We start from the raw sequence: 15,460 nt of genomic DNA on the forward strand, positions 1-15,460 counted from the left end.
CGGCCCTGCACATCGGTGCGGCGGGCAGCCTTCAGGCCACACTGGAGGTCATCACCAAGCAGGCCCGCGACCTGATCGGCGCGCACCAGGCGGTTGTGAGCCTGACGGTCGGCGAGGACTGGGCGCAGGCGATTACCAGCGTCTCGCTGAGTGACCGGTACGCCGCGTGGCGAGAGTACGACGCGCTGCCGGACGGCAGCGGCATCTACGCGCTGGTGTGCCGTATGAACGCGCCCATGCGCCTGACCCAGGCCGAGCTGGAAGCGCACCCGGCGTGGCGCGGCTTCGGCCAGCAGGCGGGCAAGCACCCGCCCTTGCGCGGCTGGCTGGCCGTCCCGCTGGTGGGGGGCGACGGAACGAATATCGGCCTGATTCAACTCAGCGACAAGGAAGGGGGCGAATTCACCGCCGAGGACGAAAGCGTGTTGGTGCAGCTCGCGCAGTTCGCGGCGGGCAGCGTAGAAAAGGCGCGCCTGTACGAGACGGCCCAGACCGAGCTCGTGCAGCGCCAGCAGGCCGAGCGGGAGCTGCGCGAACTCAACGCCTCGCTCGAAACGCGGGTCGAGGAGCGCACCCGCGAGCTGGAGGCCGCTCGCTCGCGGGCCGAAGTGCTCGCCGCCCTGGGCGACGCCCTCCAGGGGGCCACGACGCCCGAGCAGGTCGCCGAGCTCGCCCTCGCCCGGCTGGGGGACGCGCTGGGGGCCAGCCGCGCGCTGGTTGTGCAGTGCTCGGGGGACGTCATCCGAATCCCCGTGGTCTGGGGCGAGGGGACAACTCCACTGCACCCCGTGCAGCCGCCGGGCGAGCGGCTGGAGGACTTTCCCCTCCTCGCCGAGTGCGTCCGCAGCGGAACAGCCGGGTACTACGCGGCCGACCCCACGGCACACGGCGATCCCCGGGAGCCTCCTGCCCGCGCCTTTGCCGTAGAACCCATCCGCACACCAGACGGCGAGCGGGCGGGCTTGTTGGCCGTGTGGCGCCCGGCGCGAGACGTGGCCTGGCCGGAGGGTGACCGGGACCTGCTGCGGCGGGCCGCGAGCACCCTGGGCCTGGCGCTTGAACGGGCCGCCACCACACAGGTGCTGCAGGAGCGAACAGCGGCCCTCGACGCGTTTGTCGCGTTCACCGAGCAGGTGGGCGGCGAGACGGATCCGCACGCTCTGGTGACCCGCGCCTTTGGCGTGCTCAGCGCCGTGCTCGGTGAGGTCAGCGTGGCGTACTACGAGCCGGAAGGCGACCGGTGGCAGGTGCGGGCGTGGGCCGGCAACATTCGGCCCGACTTCCTGGCCCGGATGCACGCGGGCTTTCCGCAGGACGCGCCGCCCCTGGCTGCGGCCATTCAGACGCGGCAGGCACACTTCGTGCAGCACTGGACCCCACCGCATCCGGCGTGCCCCGCGCTTCCCTACAGCGCGCTGGCCACCTACCCGTACCTCGAGGGCGACACGCCGCGCGGCCTGCTGTCGGTGGGATCAGTGCAGCAGCGGACCTGGACCGAACGCGAGCGGGCCGTAATCCGCGCGGTGGGCCGCAGCTTCGGCCTGGCGCTTGAACGGGCGCGGGGTGTCACCCAACTGGCCGAGGAGCAGCGCAAGCTGAGCGCTGCCAACGAGGAACTCGAAGCCTTTGCCTACAGCGTCTCGCATGACCTGCGCACACCGGTGCGGCATATTCGCAGCTTCAATCACCTTCTGCACAAGGAGCTGGGGGGTCACCTCGACGCCAAGGCCGCGCGTTACCTCAGGGTGGTGGACGAGGCAGCAGCGCGCATGAATACCCTGATCGACGCGATGCTCGACCTCTCGCGCACCTCCCGGCTGCCCCTGCACCCCGGCCCGCTGGATTTGGGTCTGTTGGTCGACAGCGTGCGTGCGGAGCTGGAGGCGGACGCGCTGGGCCGACACGTTGAATGGGTGATCGCGCCCCTCCCGCTGGTGACGGGCGACGCCGAGACGCTCCGTCAGGTGATGGTCAACCTCCTCGGCAACGCCCTGAAGTACACCCGGACCCGCGAGCAGGCCCGGATCGAGGTGTGGGCCGAGGAACGCCCCCAAGAGTGGGCCATTCTGGTCCGCGACAACGGGGTAGGTTTCGACCCGCGCTACGGGGGCAAATTGTTCGGCGTGTTCCAGCGCCTGCACCGCCACGACGAGTTCGAAGGAACTGGCGTGGGGCTGGCCAACGTGCGGCGCATCATCGCCCGGCACGGCGGCACGGTCTTTGCCCAGGGTGCGGTAGGCGAGGGGGCAACCTTCGGCTTCACGCTGCCGCGCTGAGCGCAAGCCCGCCTCATGAACGGAAAGCCTGCGGCCAGGGGCGCCCGTTCTCATGCCTCTGCACCGGTTCGCTGGAGAATCGGGCTATGACCGTCCACAACCCCCATCCCCACAAGACCGACAGCGACTCCGCCCACCGGCCCTTTGCGACCGTCAATCCCGCGACGGGCGAACAGCTGCGCGAGTTTCCCTTTCTCGACTCTTCCGAGGTCCCCGCGGTGATCGAGCGGGCGCACGAGGCGTTCGGGGCCTGGCGGCGGCGACCGGTCGAGGAGCGCGCAGCCGTCGTGCGCCGGGCCGGAGAGCTGCTGCTGGAGCGCCGTGACGAGTTCGCCCGGCTGGTCACGCTGGAGATGGGGAAGCTGATTCGCGAAAGCCATTTTGAGGTCAAGCTGGCCGCCAGCATCCTCACGTACTACGGAGAAAAGGGACCAGAACTGCTGGCCCCGCAACGCCTCCCGGTGAAGGGGGGCGAGGCTGTCCTCGTCAACGAGCCGCTGGGCGTCCTGCTGGGCATTCAGCCGTGGAACTTCCCGCTCTACCAGGTGGCCCGCTTTGCCGCGCCGTATCTGGTGGTTGGCAACAGCATCCTGCTCAAGCACGCCGAGATCTGCCCGCAGTCGGCCCTCGCGCTGGAGCAGCTCTTTCATGACGCGGGTGTGCCGGAAGGGGTATACACCAACGTCTTCCTCAAGATCGCGGATGTCGAAGGGGTGATCGCGCACCCCGCTGTGCAGGGCGTCTCGCTGACGGGGAGCGAGCGCGCGGGCGCCAGTGTCGCGCAGATCGCCGGGCGACACCTGAAACGCTGCGTCCTCGAACTGGGCGGCAGTGATCCCTTGATCATCCTCGACGCGCCGGACCTCGCCCAGACCATTCAGGCCGCCGCAACCGGCCGCCTGGCCAACACCGGGCAAAGCTGCGTGGCGGCCAAACGGTTGATCGTGCCGAACGAGCTGTACGAACCCTTCGTGGCTGGGCTGGCACAGGTCTTTGCGGGCCTGACGCCCGGTGACCCGATGGACCCGGCGACCACGCTGGGGCCACTCTCCTCCGAGCGAGCAGCGCGCGACCTCCTGGCGCAGGTGCAAGACGCCCTGGACAAGGGGGCTACGCTCATCACGGGGGGCGGGCGGCCGGACCTCCCCGGTGCCTTTGTAGACGCCACCATCCTGACGGACGTGAAGCCGGGCATGCGCGCCTACTCAGAGGAGCTGTTTGGGCCGGTCGCGGTCGTCTACCGCGTCTCCAGTGACGATGAGGCCGTTGCGCTCGCCAACTCGTCCCCCTACGGGCTGGGCGGAGCGGTGTTCTGTAGTGATCTTGAGCGGGCCCGTGCGGTGGCAGACCGGCTGGAGAGCGGGATGGTCTGGATCAACCACCCGACCTCCTCGCAAGCGGACCTACCGTTCGGCGGCATCAAACGCTCGGGCTTTGGCCGGGAACTGGGTCACCTGGGCCTCTTCGAGTTCACCAACCGCAAGCTCATCCGCACTCTGCCCGCGAAGACGGGGAGCGCCCAGGTGGCAGGCTAAACAGCCTGGAGATCAAGGGCTCGTGTTGCGGGTTCCGCGTTAGCGATCCGTTGATGCCCCCCGCTACAGACTGCCCCCATGACAGTCAGGCAGCGAAGCAAGGCGCGCAGTCCGCGCCTCCGCATCAAAGGGGGAAGCCGTGACCCGCGTGCTTGAGCAGACCGTTCCGGTCACGTTCCGCTACGCCGTTCACTTTACGCACGGGCTGTTTCAGGCGCACAACCCGGTGCTGTGCACGGCGCTGGCAAGCGCGACTGGAGAGCCCGCGAAAGTGCTGTGCGTCCTCGACGGGGGCGTCTCACAAGCGTTTCCTGACCTGGGGGCGCGGGTCGCAGCGTACTTCGCCGCGCACGCGGACGCGCTGCACCTTGTCGCGCCGCCCCTGACCGTGCCGGGCGGCGAGCGCGTCAAACAGGAGGCCGGATGGGTGCGGGCCGTGCAGGACGCCATTCACATGCACGGCATCGACCGGCATTCCTATGTGGTTGTGGTGGGCGGCGGCGCGGTGCTTGACATGGTGGGCTTTGCGGCGGCGACCGCGCACCGTGGCGTGCGGCTGGTGCGGGTCCCCACCACGGTTCTCGCACAGAACGACTCGGGCGTAGGCGTCAAAAACAGCGTGAACGCCTACGGCAAGAAGAACTGGCTGGGCACCTTTGCGCCGCCGTACGCGGTGCTCAATGATCTCACCTTTCTGACTGCCCTAGAGGACCGCGACTGGCTGGGTGGCCTGGCCGAGGCGGTCAAGGTGGCCCTTCTCAAGGACGCGGCCTTTTTCGCCTGGCTGGAAGAGCAGGCCGGAGCGCTGGTGGCCCGTGACCTGGAGGCGATGGAATACGCCGTGTACCGCTGCGCCGAGCTGCATCTGGCGCACATCGCGGGGGCGGGCGATCCCTTCGAGCTGGGGTCTTCCCGGCCACTTGACTTCGGGCACTGGGCGGCACACAAGCTCGAAAGCCTCACCGGCTACGCGCTGCGGCACGGGGAGGCAGTGGCCGTGGGGCTGGCACTCGACTGTACGTACGGGGCCCTCCAGGGCATGTTGCCGGAGACCGACTGGCAGCGTGTCCTGCGCCTGCTGCTCGCCCTGAAGCTGCCCGTCTACGTCCCCGAACTGGGCACCTCGGCCCAAGATCCGGCCGACCCGCGAGGCGTGCTGAGCGGGCTGAATGAGTTCCGCGAGCACCTGGGCGGACGCCTCACCATCCCGCTGCTGACGGCCATCGGCCACGCCACCGAAGTGCACGCGATGGACGCTGACGTGCTGCGCCGCAGCGTCGAGCTTCTGCGTGACCTCCACGACCAACCCCGAGGAGCATCATGGCTGCCCACACCAACACTGGCCTCCTGACCCAGACGCAACTGCTCGACCTTTACTTTATGGAGCACCGCGCGGGTCTGCTCGCGCTGGCGGCCTTTCTGGACCGGCTGGACCGAGCACAGGGAGCAGATCAGGCCGCAGAGGATTTTCGCCTGCGGGCCCTGCGCGAAGCCCTGCACGAGCTGACCTCGCCCGAGCCGGGGCGGGTGAAGCGCGCGCAGCTGCGGCTGAGTGACCAAACTCTGGACCTCCTCGACCTACGCGACTCGCAGAGTGCCTTTGGCGCGCCTGCGAGGCCGAAGGCGGAGGCGGAGCCATGAGACGGATGCCGCTTCATTCCGGACTTCCTGGGAAAACGCCCGAACGTCCTTTATTCCGCGAACCCCGTCCTCTTTCTCTCGCCTTCTCCCTCCGGTCAGGACAGAGCCGTGAGATGCGGCTCTTCGGGGAGGACCTGTGAACTACATCGACCTCCACGCGCACATGATCTCGCGCACCACCGACGACTACCACCGAATGGCGCTGACCGGTTGCCTCGCCGTCACCGAGCCGGCCTTTTGGTCGGGCCGGGACCGGCTGGGACCGCAGGCGTTCGCGGACTACTTCGACCACCTCACCACCTTTGAACCGGCGCGGGCAGCCCAGTACGGCATTGCCCACTACACCTGGCTGTGTCTGAACCCCAAGGAGGGCGAGGACCGCGAACTCGCCCGGCAGGTGCTCGCGCTTATTCCTGGCTTCCTCGACCGGCCCAACGTGCTGGGGATTGGGGAGATCGGCCTCAACCGCGTCACGCGCAACGAACTGGCCACCTTCCTCGACCATGTCGAACTCGCGCTGGAGCACAGCCAGCTCATCCACATCCACACGCCGCACCTCGAAGACAAGTACAAGGGCACGCGGGTGATCGTGGAGGCGCTGACCCAAGACCCGCGCATCGACCCGAACCGGGTGATGATCGACCACGCCGAGGAACATACGGTCGAAATGATCCTGGGAAACGGCTTTTGGACGGGCCTGACCCTCTACCCGAAGACCAAGGCGTCCCCCGCGCGGGCGATCGACATGATCGAGCTGCACGGCGCAGACCGGCTGATCGTCGCCTCTGCCTGCGACTGGGGTCCCAGCGACCCCCTGGCGGTGCCGGAATTCGTGCTCGAGGCCCGGCGGCGCGGCCACGACGACGCCCTGATTCAGCGGATTGTGCTGGACAACCCGGCGCAGTTCCTGGGTCAGTCACCCAAGTTCGTCCCTGTCAAGACGGGCCGCGCGCCCGTGGCGGCAGACGGATGAAGCTCGGCAGCGGCGTGCAGCTCACGTACTGCACCAATATTCACCCTTCCCGCGGCCTCGGGGAGGTGCGGGACAGCCTGGAGCGGTACGCCGTGCCGCTCAAAGCCCGGCTCTCTCCGGACGCCCCCTTCGGCATTGGCCTGCGGCTCTCTGGGCACGAGAGCGCAGAACTGCTCGAGGGAAGAGCCCTCGCGGACTTCCGGGCTCTATTGGAGGAACGGGGGCTCTACGTCTTCACCATGAACGGCTTTCCCTACGGTCCCTTTCACGGTCAGCCGGTCAAGGCCCAGGTTCACGCACCCGACTGGCGGGACGAGGAACGGGTGGCCTACACCCGGCGCCTGGCACAGATTCTGGCCTTTCTGCTGCCCCGGGGCGAAGAGGGCGGCATCTCGACCAGTCCGCTCTCGTACCGCGCCTGGGTGGATACCGGGGATGCACAGGCGTGGGCGCAGCTGACCCGCAACGTGGTGCGGGTGGTGAAGACGTTGGTGGACCTGCGGCGGACGCGGGGCCGGTTCATCCACCTCGACATCGAACCCGAGCCGGACGGGCTACTTCAGTGCAGTGACGACCTGGCGCGCTTCTTCAGAGAGCACCTGCAAGAGGGCGGCGCGCGGGAACTGGCGGCACGGCTGGGAGGAAGCGTGGAGGAGGCGCGGGAACTCCTGCGGGACCACGTGCAGGTCTGCTTCGATACCTGCCATGTCGCCGTGATGTACGAGGACCCGGCGCAAGCCCTGAACACCTACCGGCGGGCAGGAATGCGCATCGGCAAGATCCAGATCAGCTCGGCCCTGCGGGTGCTCCTGCCGCCCGATCCCGAGGCACGGCTCGACGTCGCCCGTGCCCTTGCCCCCTTCGCCGAGGAGACGTACCTGCATCAGGTGATCGCCCGGGGCGAGGGCGGACAGACCGTGCAGTACCCGGACCTGCCCCAGGCGCTGCCCCACGTCTCTGACCCACGGGTGAACGAGTGGCGGGTGCATTTTCACGTGCCCGTCTTTCTCGGGGAAGCGGGCCTCTTTGCCTCTACCCAGCGGGAGATCGTGCAGACACTCGCGCTGCTGCGCGAAGAGCCCTTCACCCGGCACCTGGAAATCGAAACGTACACCTGGGACGTGTTGCCAGACGAGCTGAAGCGGCCGCTCCTCGACTCCATCGAGCGGGAATACCGCTGGGTGCAGGATGTCCTCTAGTACGCTGCGTTCCCCGTGGTCCCGGCGCCTGCATGGCCACCTATCGCTCGCCCGTATCTCCAATAGTCCCACGGTCGTCAGCAACGTGCTCGCCGGGGCGGCGCTGGCGGGCGGAGGCGGCCCGGCCCTGCTGCCCCTCGCCGCGGCGATGGTGCTGTTCTACACGGCCGGGATGTACCTCAACGACCTGCTCGACCTCGGTGTAGACCGCCGCGAGCGCCCCGAGCGGCCCCTTCCCTCGGGCCTCATCCCCCTGGGTGAAGCCTGGGCCGTCGCCGTTGGGCTCTTCATCCTGGGCGGCCTGCTGCTCCTGCTCGCCGGAGGGGCGGCCTTTGTCAGCGGGCTGTTGCTGGTGGCCCTCATCGTCTTCTACGACGCCTGGCACAAGACCAATCCCCTCAGTCCGGTCGTCATGGCGGCGACACGGGCGATGGTGTACGTCACCGCCGCTGCGGCTTTTCTGCCGCACCTGACGGCACCGCTGCTGGTCTGGGCCGGGCTGCTCGCGCTCTATGTGACGGGGCTCACCTATGTCGCCAAGACCGAGAACCGCCGGGGCACGGCGCGCTTCTGGCCGGTCGTGCTGGTGCTTGCCCCCGCCGTCTGGGCACTCGCTGGCGGCTTCGGCTGGCCGGTGTGGCTGCTGGCCCTGCTGTTCGCCGCCTGGGTGGTCCGCAGCCTGAGCTTCGTGTACGGCGGCCGGCGCCACATCGGTGCCGCGGTGGGGCGGCTGATCGCCGGAATCTCCCTGCTCGACGCGCTGGCACTGGGGGTGGCAGGCGCGTGGTCCCTGCTGCCCTGGGCCTTTGCCGCCTTTCTCCTGACCTGCTGGTGGCAGGGGCACATCAAAGGAACCTGATATGCAACGCACCGCTGTGATCAACGTCGTCGGCCTCAGCCCAGAGCTTTTGGGGCCTCAGCTGCCGCGCCTCACCGCCTTTGCCACGCGGGGAAAGATGGTGCCCGTCCAGGCCATGCTGCCCGCCGTCACCTGCTCGGTGCAGGCCACCTACCTGACCGGCAAGTGGCCGAGCGAACACGGCATCGTGGGCAACGGCTGGTACTTCCGCGATGAGTGCGAGATCAAGTTCTGGCGGCAGTCCAACAGGTTGATCGAGGCGCCCAAGCTCTGGGACGTACTACACGCGCAGGACCCAGCGGCGACCGTCGCCAACATCTGCTGGTGGTACAACATGTACTCGGACGCCGACTTCACGGTCACCCCACGCCCGATGTACCCCGCCGACGGCCGCAAGCTGCCCGACTGCTACACGCAGCCTTCGGAGCTGCGAGACGAGCTCCAAGCCCGCTTCGGCACCTTTCCCCTCTTCACCTACTGGGGACCGAACGCGGGCATCACATCGAGCCGCTGGATCGCGAATGCCGCTCGGTACGTGGAAGAGAAACACGCCCCCACCTTGAACCTGGTGTACCTGCCCCACCTCGATTACGGCCTGCAAAAGTACGGCCCGGACCCGGGGGCGGTCGCCGCTGACCTCGCGGCCATCGACGAGGTGGCGGGAGAGTTGATCGACTTCTACGAGCGGCGCGGCGTGACTGTCCTTGTCGTCTCCGAGTACGGGATCGAGCGGGTCTGGCGGCCCGTTCACCTCAACCGCGTGCTGCGCGAAGCGGGCCTGCTCAAGGTGCGCGAGGAACTGGGCCGCGAACTGCTGGACGCGGGCGCGAGTGCCGCCTTTGCGGTGGCAGACCATCAGATCGCGCACGTGTATGTTCAGGACCGTACCCGAATGGATGAGGTACGGGCGCTGCTGGAGACCCTGCCCGGCGTCGCCGAGGTGCTCGGTGAGGAGGGCAAGCGCCGCCAGCATCTCGACCATCCCCGCGCGGGCGAGTTCGTGGTGGTGGCCGAGCCCGGCGCCTGGTTCACCTACTACCACTGGCTGGAGGACGAACGCGCTCCCGATTTCGCGCGAACGGTTGATATTCACCGCAAACCCGGCTACGACCCGGTGGAACTGTTCCTGGACCCCCACTCGCCCGCAAAGCTCAAGGCGGCCCGGGCCCTCATCAAAAAGAAGCTGGGCTTCCGCTCCCTTCTCGACGTCATCGGCTTGGATGCCAAGCTCGTCCGGGGCTCGCACGGCCGCATTCCCGACGGTCCCCACAGCGGCCCGCTGCTCATCACCTCGCAGCCGCAGTTGCTTGCGCAAGACTGGCTGGCTCCCACCGACGTCTTCGGGGTGATTCTGGGGCACGTCGGCGGGAAGACCCCTGCGGCGCAGATCAACCCTGAGCGGGGGACGCTTTCACCGGCTCGTGCGCCCGAGGATCGGCCCAAGGGTCGAGCACACACTTGATGCAGCCGTCGTGCTTGTGCTTAAAGATCTGGTAGGCGTGCGGAGCCTCGTCAAGGCTGAGGCGGTGGGTGATGATTCGGGTAGGGTCTAGCTCGCCGCGCTCGATGTGGCGGGTCAGCGTGTCGAGGTAGCGGTGTACATGCGTCTGCCCAGACTTCAGGGTGAGCGCCTTGTTCATCAAGGCCCCCACCGGGATCTTGTCGGCCAAGCCGCCATACACGCCGGGCACGCTCACGGTGCCGCCCTTGCGGCAGGCCATGATGGCCGAGCGGAGGGCATGCGGCCGGTCACTTTCCAACACGCGTGTGGTCTGCTTGACAGCGTCGGCAATTCCGCCTAGCCCAGTGCCGTGCGACTCGAGGCCCACGGCATCCACCACGCTGTCGGGGCCGCGTCCACCGGTGAGCTGCTTGAGGCGCTCGAAGACCTCTTCCTCCTCGTAGTTGACAGTCTCGGCCCCCAGTGCCCGGGCCAGGGCTAGGCGTTCGTCGAAGCGGTCGATGGCAATCACGCGTCCCGCGCCCAACAAAAAGGCACTCATGATGGTGAAGAGACCCACCGGTCCAGCCCCGAACACGGCGACCACGTCTTCCGGCCGAATGTCGCAGTGTTCGGCGGCCATGTATCCGGTCGGCAGGATATCCGTGAGGAACAGTACCTGCTCGTCGGTCAAGCCCTCGGGTACCCTATAGAGGTTGGTGTCCGCGAAGACCGTGCGAGCAAACTGCGCCTGCCCGCCCGCGTACCCGCCCGTGATGTGCGAGTAGCCATAGATGCCGGCCCCAGCGTAGCCCCACAGGGTTTCTGCCAGCTTGGGATTCGGGTTGGAGTTGTCACACAGTGAGGTCAGGCCCTGCTCGCAGTACCAGCATTTTCCGCAGGCGATGGGAAAGGGCACAATCACCCGGTCACCCACCTTCACCCTGCGAACTTCAGAACCGACCTCCACGACCTCGCCCATGAACTCGTGGCCCAAGATGTCCCCGTGGACCATGCTGGGCACGTACCCATCGAGCAGGTGCAGGTCTGAGCCGCAGATGGCTGTGGCAGTCACGCGCACGATGGCGTCGGTGGGCTGGAGAAGCTGCGGGTCGGGCACCTGTTCGACACTCACCCGGTTGATGCCCTGCCAAACGACGGCCTTCACGAGGTCCTCCGGTTGTCGTACATCTTCGCCTCCGCTTTGCCCAGCGCGCTCTTGCGGCCACTGGGCTGACCCTCGGTCGTGGGCTCCTGACCAACTTCCAGCAGGCGCTTGAGCCGGCGCAGATCCTCCGTCACCTGAGTGGCGGGCTCCTCACCCAGCAGTCGGGCGATGGCCGCGCCCAGCGTGCCCCCCGGCGGGCGGTAGGTGAGTGACACATGTACCTCGGTCCCCCGGTCGCCGGGCGCGGGGCGGAAGTCCACGTGGCCCTCATTCGGAATCTGCGAGCCTTCCAGGGTGCGCCAGGCGAGGCGCTCACCCGGCACGTCCTCGGTGATCTCGGCGTCCCACTCGACCTGCATTCCCGCGGGAGCTTTGGCGACCCAGTGGGAGCGGGCACCTCCCTCCTGCACGCGCACCTCCTGCAGGTGGTTCATGAAGCGCGGCAGGTTCTCGAAGTTGCGCCAGAAGTCATACAGTTCCCGCGCCGGTACACCGATGGTGATCGCCCGCTCCACCGCGATGGTGTCTTGGGGCGTGCGCTCTATACCGACGAGTGCGTCTCCCACCCCGCGCCCCATGGCAGCCCCCGCGAGGAGCAGGGCGCCGCCCGTACCCAACAGCACGCCGCCCTGTCCCCGCTGGCGCAGGCTCAGGAGAATCAGACCCAGGCCGATCCCGCCAAACAGCAGCCGCTCGTTGGGGCTGGCGTTTTGCGGGCTGAGTTCTTGTTCTGGCATCAGTGTCTCCCCTTTCCAAAACGGCGCCCTGCGAGGGTTGGCGGCTCTGCCAGAGCGAGCGCCCGCGCACACAGCACATCCACCACGGTGATCGCCGTGAGCATGGCCAGCGTATTGGCGGTGCGCTTGCGCCCGTCTGCCCCCTTCGGCCGCGCCCTGCCCAGCGTGCCCAGGTCGAGGACATCCCCCACCACCCGTGCCCAGACCCAACCCGCCGCTGCCCCCGGCTGCGTGAGCAGACCCAGACCGGTTAGGAGCTCGCGAACGCCGTAGGCCCGGACCAACGTGTCTTTTTCCTGCACCCCGAGAAAACGCGTCAGCCTGCTCGGCGCAGCCACCTCCAACACGCCGATTCCCAGGCTGAACCACCCCAGTCCACGCGCCACCTGTTGTGCCTTCATCTCTCGCCTCCCTGCCAGCGGGCAGTTCGCGTTTGGCTGCGTCCCTTTCACCAAGAACCTTTGGCTTCCCCAGATTGCCGAACGGCAGCGGCTTCCCCCTGTGAGATGCTTTAAGCCCGCTTCACGTAACCCCTGCCCCCCTGCTCGTCACGTGACGAGCAAGTCCTGATCCTCCTGACAGCGTTGACGCCCTGTTCGCAAGAGGCTAGGGTTCAGGCATGTCCTGGTCGCCGCGCTCGCCTGTGAAGGGGCAGCTCATCCTGCCGCAGTGGGGGTTCCTGTTCGCCCCGTAGCGCCTTCCCGTCCCCACCCGGTCCCGGTCACGCTCAGCCTGTTGATGGCGACTTTTCTGCTCCTCCCCGTGCTGGTGCTGCTCGGACGGGGCCTAGACACGCACGTTCTGGAGACCCTTCGTGCACCGGCGGTGCTCGCTGCCCTGCGGGTGAGTGCGGTCACCACGGGCACGGCCCTGACGGTTACCCTCCTGCTGGGCACGCCGGTGGCCTACCTGCTCGCGCGGCGGCGTTTTCCGGGACGTACCCTGCTGGACGCGCTGCTGGACCTGCCCATGGTGCTCCCCCCCGTCGTAGCGGGTGTGGCGCTCCTGCTGACTTTCGGCCGCACCGGCCTGCTGGGCCGCCCGCTGGAACTGGCCGGAATCGAACTCGCCTTTACACCCGCTGCGGTGGTCCTGGCACAGGTTTTTACCAGCGCACCCTTTTATGTGCGGGCCGCTAAGGCAGGCTTTCTCGCCTTTGACCCGGACGTGGAGGCCGCCGCGCGTGTCGACGGAGCGGGGTCGTGGCAGACCTTTAGGCGGGTCACGCTGCCGCTGGCGTTCCCCTTCCTGCTGGAGGGCGCCGTGCTGGCCTGGGCGCGCTCGCTGGGCGAATTCGGCGCCACGCTGCTGTTTGCCGGAAGTCTCCAGGGGGAGACGCGCACCGTGCCCCTGGCGATCTACAACGCGATGGAAAGCGCTCTCGCGCCCGCCCTGATCCTGAGCGCGATCATGGTGGTGCTGGCGTTCGGCGTGCTGCTCACCCTGCGCCTGATCGCGGGGCGGCGGCCCTAAGGGAGCGGGAGCAGCGTGCTAGCGTCCGGGCATGACCCTCCCCACGACGGACCTGTACCTCGACTTTCTGTGTCCCTTCGCCTGGCGCGGCGTGGAGCTTGCGGACGTGCTGCGCCGTGAGCGTGGTCTCCCCTTCCACCTGCGTCACTTCTCGCTCGTGCAGGGCAACCACCCAGAAAACGTCGACCGCAAAGCCCCTACCTGGTGGCTGCACGAGCAGGCGGCGGAGGCGGGGAACGCGCCCCAGCAGACCAGCCTGCGCGCCTTCCTCGCAGCGCAGGCGGCAGCCCGGCAGGGAGAGGAAGCCGCCTGGGCCTTCACGCTCGCCCTCTTTCGTGCCCGGCACGAGCGGAACGCTGAACTGAATAGCGCGACGATCAACGGAGCTGCCCAGGAGGCCCGACTGGACCTCACCCGCTTCGCAGCAGACCTCGCGAACGACCGAGAGTTGCGTGAACGCCTCGCCGCTGATCTGCGGGACGCCGCTGTCCTCGGCGTGTTCGGTACGCCGACCTTCGTCTTGCCGAGCGGGAACGCGGCCTATCTGCGCTTTTCACGCCTGATCCGTGACCCCGAAAAAGCGCAGGCCGTCTGGGAGCTCTATGGGAGCGTGTTGCACTCCGAAGCGGGCATCGAGACGATCAAGCGGCCGCGTTAAGGAGCCAGGAGGCGAGTACGTCCCCTCTCGAGGTCCGACTCACTCCTTTGATGAGTAAAATGAGAAAAGGGGTCACTCCTCTTGAGGAGGCGCGGGCACCAGGCTGAGGCGAGCGCGCAGGTCACGGATCATCGCGGCCTTTTGTCCGCTGCTGATCGCGCGCAGCACCCAGGCTTTGACGTCGAGGGGATCTTCTAGACCCTCGTCGAGGGCAAGCCGCAGCGTATCCAGTTCGGCAAGCTTCAAGTCGTTGCGAAGCAGGAAGGTGAGGGTCCGCATCACTTCCTCGACCCGCTGCTCGGGTGAGAGGGCCTGCAAGCCAGCATTCCCCTCTTCCCCTTCTTCGCTCTGTAAGGGCCGTGAAGGCCCCTCGGGACTCCTCCCCGCCCTCTTCCCCCTCTTAGAGGTCTGCAAAGCCTTCTTGGGGCCTTCTGAGGGCAAGGAGGCCCCTTCGGGCACCTGGTACTTGGTTGGGTTCTTCAAGAGATCCACAAAGAAGGCGGGACGGCTGCGGGGTTTGTAGCCACCCGCAATGATGCTCTGGTAACGCAGCAGCGTGTCCTCCACCAGAGCCTCACCATGTTCCCGAACGAGCTGCAGCACGCGGGTATAGGTGACTCCAATCTCCGCCAGGCGCTGTACCAGCAGCGGGTCGGGGGGAATAAAGGCTTCCCCGAAGGTGTAGCGCAGAACTTTTTTCTTGCCGCGCCCCAGATACTCGACACTCTTGAGAAACCCCTTGTCGAGGAGTTCCTCATGGGCAGCGTCTAGGGTGCGCTGCGCCAGGCTAGGCCGGTCGGTCACGATCTTGCAGGCTTCGGCCCATTCCATCAGGCCTACCTCGTACGACATCGCCACCACCTCCGGGTTCTCCGGGTCGCGGCGCTGTGAGTCAAGCAGGCGGTACAGGGCGCGGGTTGGCGGCCGCTTGAGGGTCTGCATAAAGCTCAGGTCCAGCGGCTTGATGTATCCAGAGCGAACGCTGCGTGCGATTTCTTGCGGCAGTGTGATTCTGAGGATGCTGCTCGCGTCCAGCCGCTCAGCCTCGCCGGAGGAGAACTCCAAGCGGTCGATGTACCGGAAATTCACGTTCGTCCAGCGTTTGCGGGGGTGGTCGCGCCAGCCCTCCGCAATGAAGTAGTTGGTGGTCAACAGGCGCTTGAGGCTCTCTTCCAACGCCGCGTAGTAGCGCCCGCTGGTATCCAGTCCTGCCATTCGGAGGAGCTGGTACGGCGTGCAGGTCACGCTGCCATCCAGCGGTGACCCCTGGTCGATGTACAGGTTCACCAAGGCCGCGCTGATGTCTGTGTCGATCCCGTGTGGTACCCCGTACTCAGGCATAGCCTGACACGTGACGCGGTACCGGCGGTCACCGTCTTCCAGTTCCACGCTCCATTCCCGGTAACCCTGGGGGATGCGTTCCTGAACGCTGATGAGGCTCAACCGAGCAATGTTGAGTTCGTCGAAGCGTTTGATCTCTTTTTCGGACACGGCCCCCCC

At 67.3% G+C, this 15,460-nt stretch carries 14 protein-coding genes (1 of these 14 cut by a window edge); 10 read left to right on the forward strand and 4 right to left on the reverse strand.

What is annotated here, in order from left to right; genetic code table 11:
* From EI73_RS15735 to EI73_RS14615, 8 genes are all read left to right on the forward strand, one after another.
* Positions 1–2,276, forward strand: the 3' portion of a protein-coding gene (locus EI73_RS15735) for a GAF domain-containing protein (RefSeq protein WP_051935660.1). It extends 496 nt beyond the left edge of the window; 2,276 of the gene's 2,772 nt are visible here — the last part of the coding sequence; its start codon lies beyond the left edge, outside the window; its stop codon occupies positions 2,274–2,276.
* 86 nt (positions 2,277–2,362) lie between these two features.
* Complete coding sequence (locus EI73_RS14585) at positions 2,363–3,811, forward strand: NAD-dependent succinate-semialdehyde dehydrogenase (RefSeq protein WP_034388836.1); 1,449 nt, start codon at positions 2,363–2,365, stop codon at positions 3,809–3,811.
* A 139-nt stretch (positions 3,812–3,950) separates the two neighbouring features.
* A complete protein-coding gene (locus EI73_RS14590) occupies positions 3,951–5,162 on the forward strand; it encodes a 3-dehydroquinate synthase (RefSeq protein ID WP_034388838.1) in 1,212 nt (403 codons plus the stop codon).
* The gene (locus EI73_RS14595; protein ID WP_034388840.1) at positions 5,132–5,452 is read left to right on the forward strand and encodes a hypothetical protein; all 321 of its coding nucleotides are present in this window, start codon (positions 5,132–5,134) and stop codon (positions 5,450–5,452) included. The genes EI73_RS14590 and EI73_RS14595 overlap by 31 nt, the downstream gene beginning before the upstream one ends.
* 136 nt (positions 5,453–5,588) lie before the next feature.
* A complete protein-coding gene (locus EI73_RS14600; protein ID WP_034388842.1) occupies positions 5,589–6,425 on the forward strand; it encodes a TatD family hydrolase in 837 nt (278 codons plus the stop codon).
* Positions 6,422–7,624, forward strand: a complete 1,203-nt coding sequence (eboE, locus tag EI73_RS14605) for a metabolite traffic protein EboE (RefSeq protein ID WP_034388844.1) — start codon at positions 6,422–6,424, stop codon at positions 7,622–7,624. The genes EI73_RS14600 and eboE overlap by 4 nt, the downstream gene beginning before the upstream one ends.
* Complete coding sequence (locus tag EI73_RS14610) at positions 7,614–8,483, forward strand: UbiA family prenyltransferase (RefSeq protein WP_034388846.1); 870 nt, start codon at positions 7,614–7,616, stop codon at positions 8,481–8,483. The genes eboE and EI73_RS14610 overlap by 11 nt, the downstream gene beginning before the upstream one ends.
* A gap of 1 nt (position 8,484) precedes the next feature.
* The gene (locus EI73_RS14615) at positions 8,485–9,945 is read left to right on the forward strand and encodes an alkaline phosphatase family protein (RefSeq protein WP_051935661.1); all 1,461 of its coding nucleotides are present in this window, start codon (positions 8,485–8,487) and stop codon (positions 9,943–9,945) included.
* Here the strand turns inward: EI73_RS14615 and EI73_RS14620 are convergent.
* Genes EI73_RS14620 through EI73_RS14630 form a run of 3 tightly spaced genes read right to left on the reverse strand, consistent with a single transcriptional unit; the run spans position 9,872 to position 12,230 of the window.
* Complete coding sequence (locus tag EI73_RS14620; RefSeq protein ID WP_034388848.1) at positions 9,872–11,092, reverse strand: zinc-dependent alcohol dehydrogenase; 1,221 nt, start codon at positions 11,090–11,092, stop codon at positions 9,872–9,874. The genes EI73_RS14615 and EI73_RS14620 overlap by 74 nt on opposite strands.
* Positions 11,089–11,829, reverse strand: a complete 741-nt coding sequence (locus EI73_RS14625) for an SRPBCC family protein (RefSeq protein ID WP_034388851.1) — start codon at positions 11,827–11,829, stop codon at positions 11,089–11,091. The genes EI73_RS14620 and EI73_RS14625 overlap by 4 nt, the downstream gene beginning before the upstream one ends.
* Positions 11,829–12,230 (reverse strand): hypothetical protein, encoded by a 402-nt coding sequence (locus tag EI73_RS14630; protein WP_034388853.1) that lies wholly within the window; start codon positions 12,228–12,230, stop codon positions 11,829–11,831. Before EI73_RS14630 ends, EI73_RS14625 begins: the two co-directional genes overlap by 1 nt.
* 337 nt (positions 12,231–12,567) lie before the next feature.
* Here EI73_RS14630 and EI73_RS14635 point away from each other — a divergent pair, with 337 nt between their 5' ends.
* Both EI73_RS14635 and EI73_RS14640 read left to right on the forward strand, forming a co-directional pair.
* Complete coding sequence (locus EI73_RS14635) at positions 12,568–13,302, forward strand: ABC transporter permease (RefSeq protein WP_034388855.1); 735 nt, start codon at positions 12,568–12,570, stop codon at positions 13,300–13,302.
* Between the two features lie 31 nt (positions 13,303–13,333).
* The gene (locus EI73_RS14640; RefSeq protein WP_034388857.1) at positions 13,334–13,960 is read left to right on the forward strand and encodes a DsbA family protein; all 627 of its coding nucleotides are present in this window, start codon (positions 13,334–13,336) and stop codon (positions 13,958–13,960) included.
* 72 nt (positions 13,961–14,032) lie between these two features.
* Here EI73_RS14640 and EI73_RS14645 read toward each other — a convergent pair whose 3' ends face one another.
* Entirely contained in the window at positions 14,033–15,451 is a 1,419-nt protein-coding gene (locus tag EI73_RS14645; RefSeq protein WP_034388859.1) for a replication initiator protein A, read from the reverse strand.
* Between the last annotated feature and the right edge of the window lie 9 nt (positions 15,452–15,460).

This window comes from Deinococcus sp. YIM 77859 (assembly GCF_000745175.1).
Classification (GTDB): domain Bacteria; phylum Deinococcota; class Deinococci; order Deinococcales; family Deinococcaceae; genus Deinococcus.

Coding starts and splice junctions, on each gene's coding strand:
- EI73_RS14585 (WP_034388836.1), top strand. CDS start 2,363: ATGACCGTCCACAACCCCCATCCCCACAAGACCGACAGCGACTCCGCC.
- EI73_RS14595 (WP_034388840.1), top strand. CDS start 5,132: ATGGCTGCCCACACCAACACTGGCCTCCTGACCCAGACGCAACTGCTC.
- eboE (WP_034388844.1), top strand. CDS start 6,422: ATGAAGCTCGGCAGCGGCGTGCAGCTCACGTACTGCACCAATATTCAC.
- EI73_RS14610 (WP_034388846.1), top strand. CDS start 7,614: ATGTCCTCTAGTACGCTGCGTTCCCCGTGGTCCCGGCGCCTGCATGGC.
- EI73_RS14615 (WP_051935661.1), top strand. CDS start 8,485: ATGCAACGCACCGCTGTGATCAACGTCGTCGGCCTCAGCCCAGAGCTT.
- EI73_RS14625 (WP_034388851.1), bottom strand. CDS start 11,829: ATGCCAGAACAAGAACTCAGCCCGCAAAACGCCAGCCCCAACGAGCGG.
- EI73_RS14630 (WP_034388853.1), bottom strand. CDS start 12,230: ATGAAGGCACAACAGGTGGCGCGTGGACTGGGGTGGTTCAGCCTGGGA.
- EI73_RS14635 (WP_034388855.1), top strand. CDS start 12,568: ATGGCGACTTTTCTGCTCCTCCCCGTGCTGGTGCTGCTCGGACGGGGC.
- EI73_RS14640 (WP_034388857.1), top strand. CDS start 13,334: ATGACCCTCCCCACGACGGACCTGTACCTCGACTTTCTGTGTCCCTTC.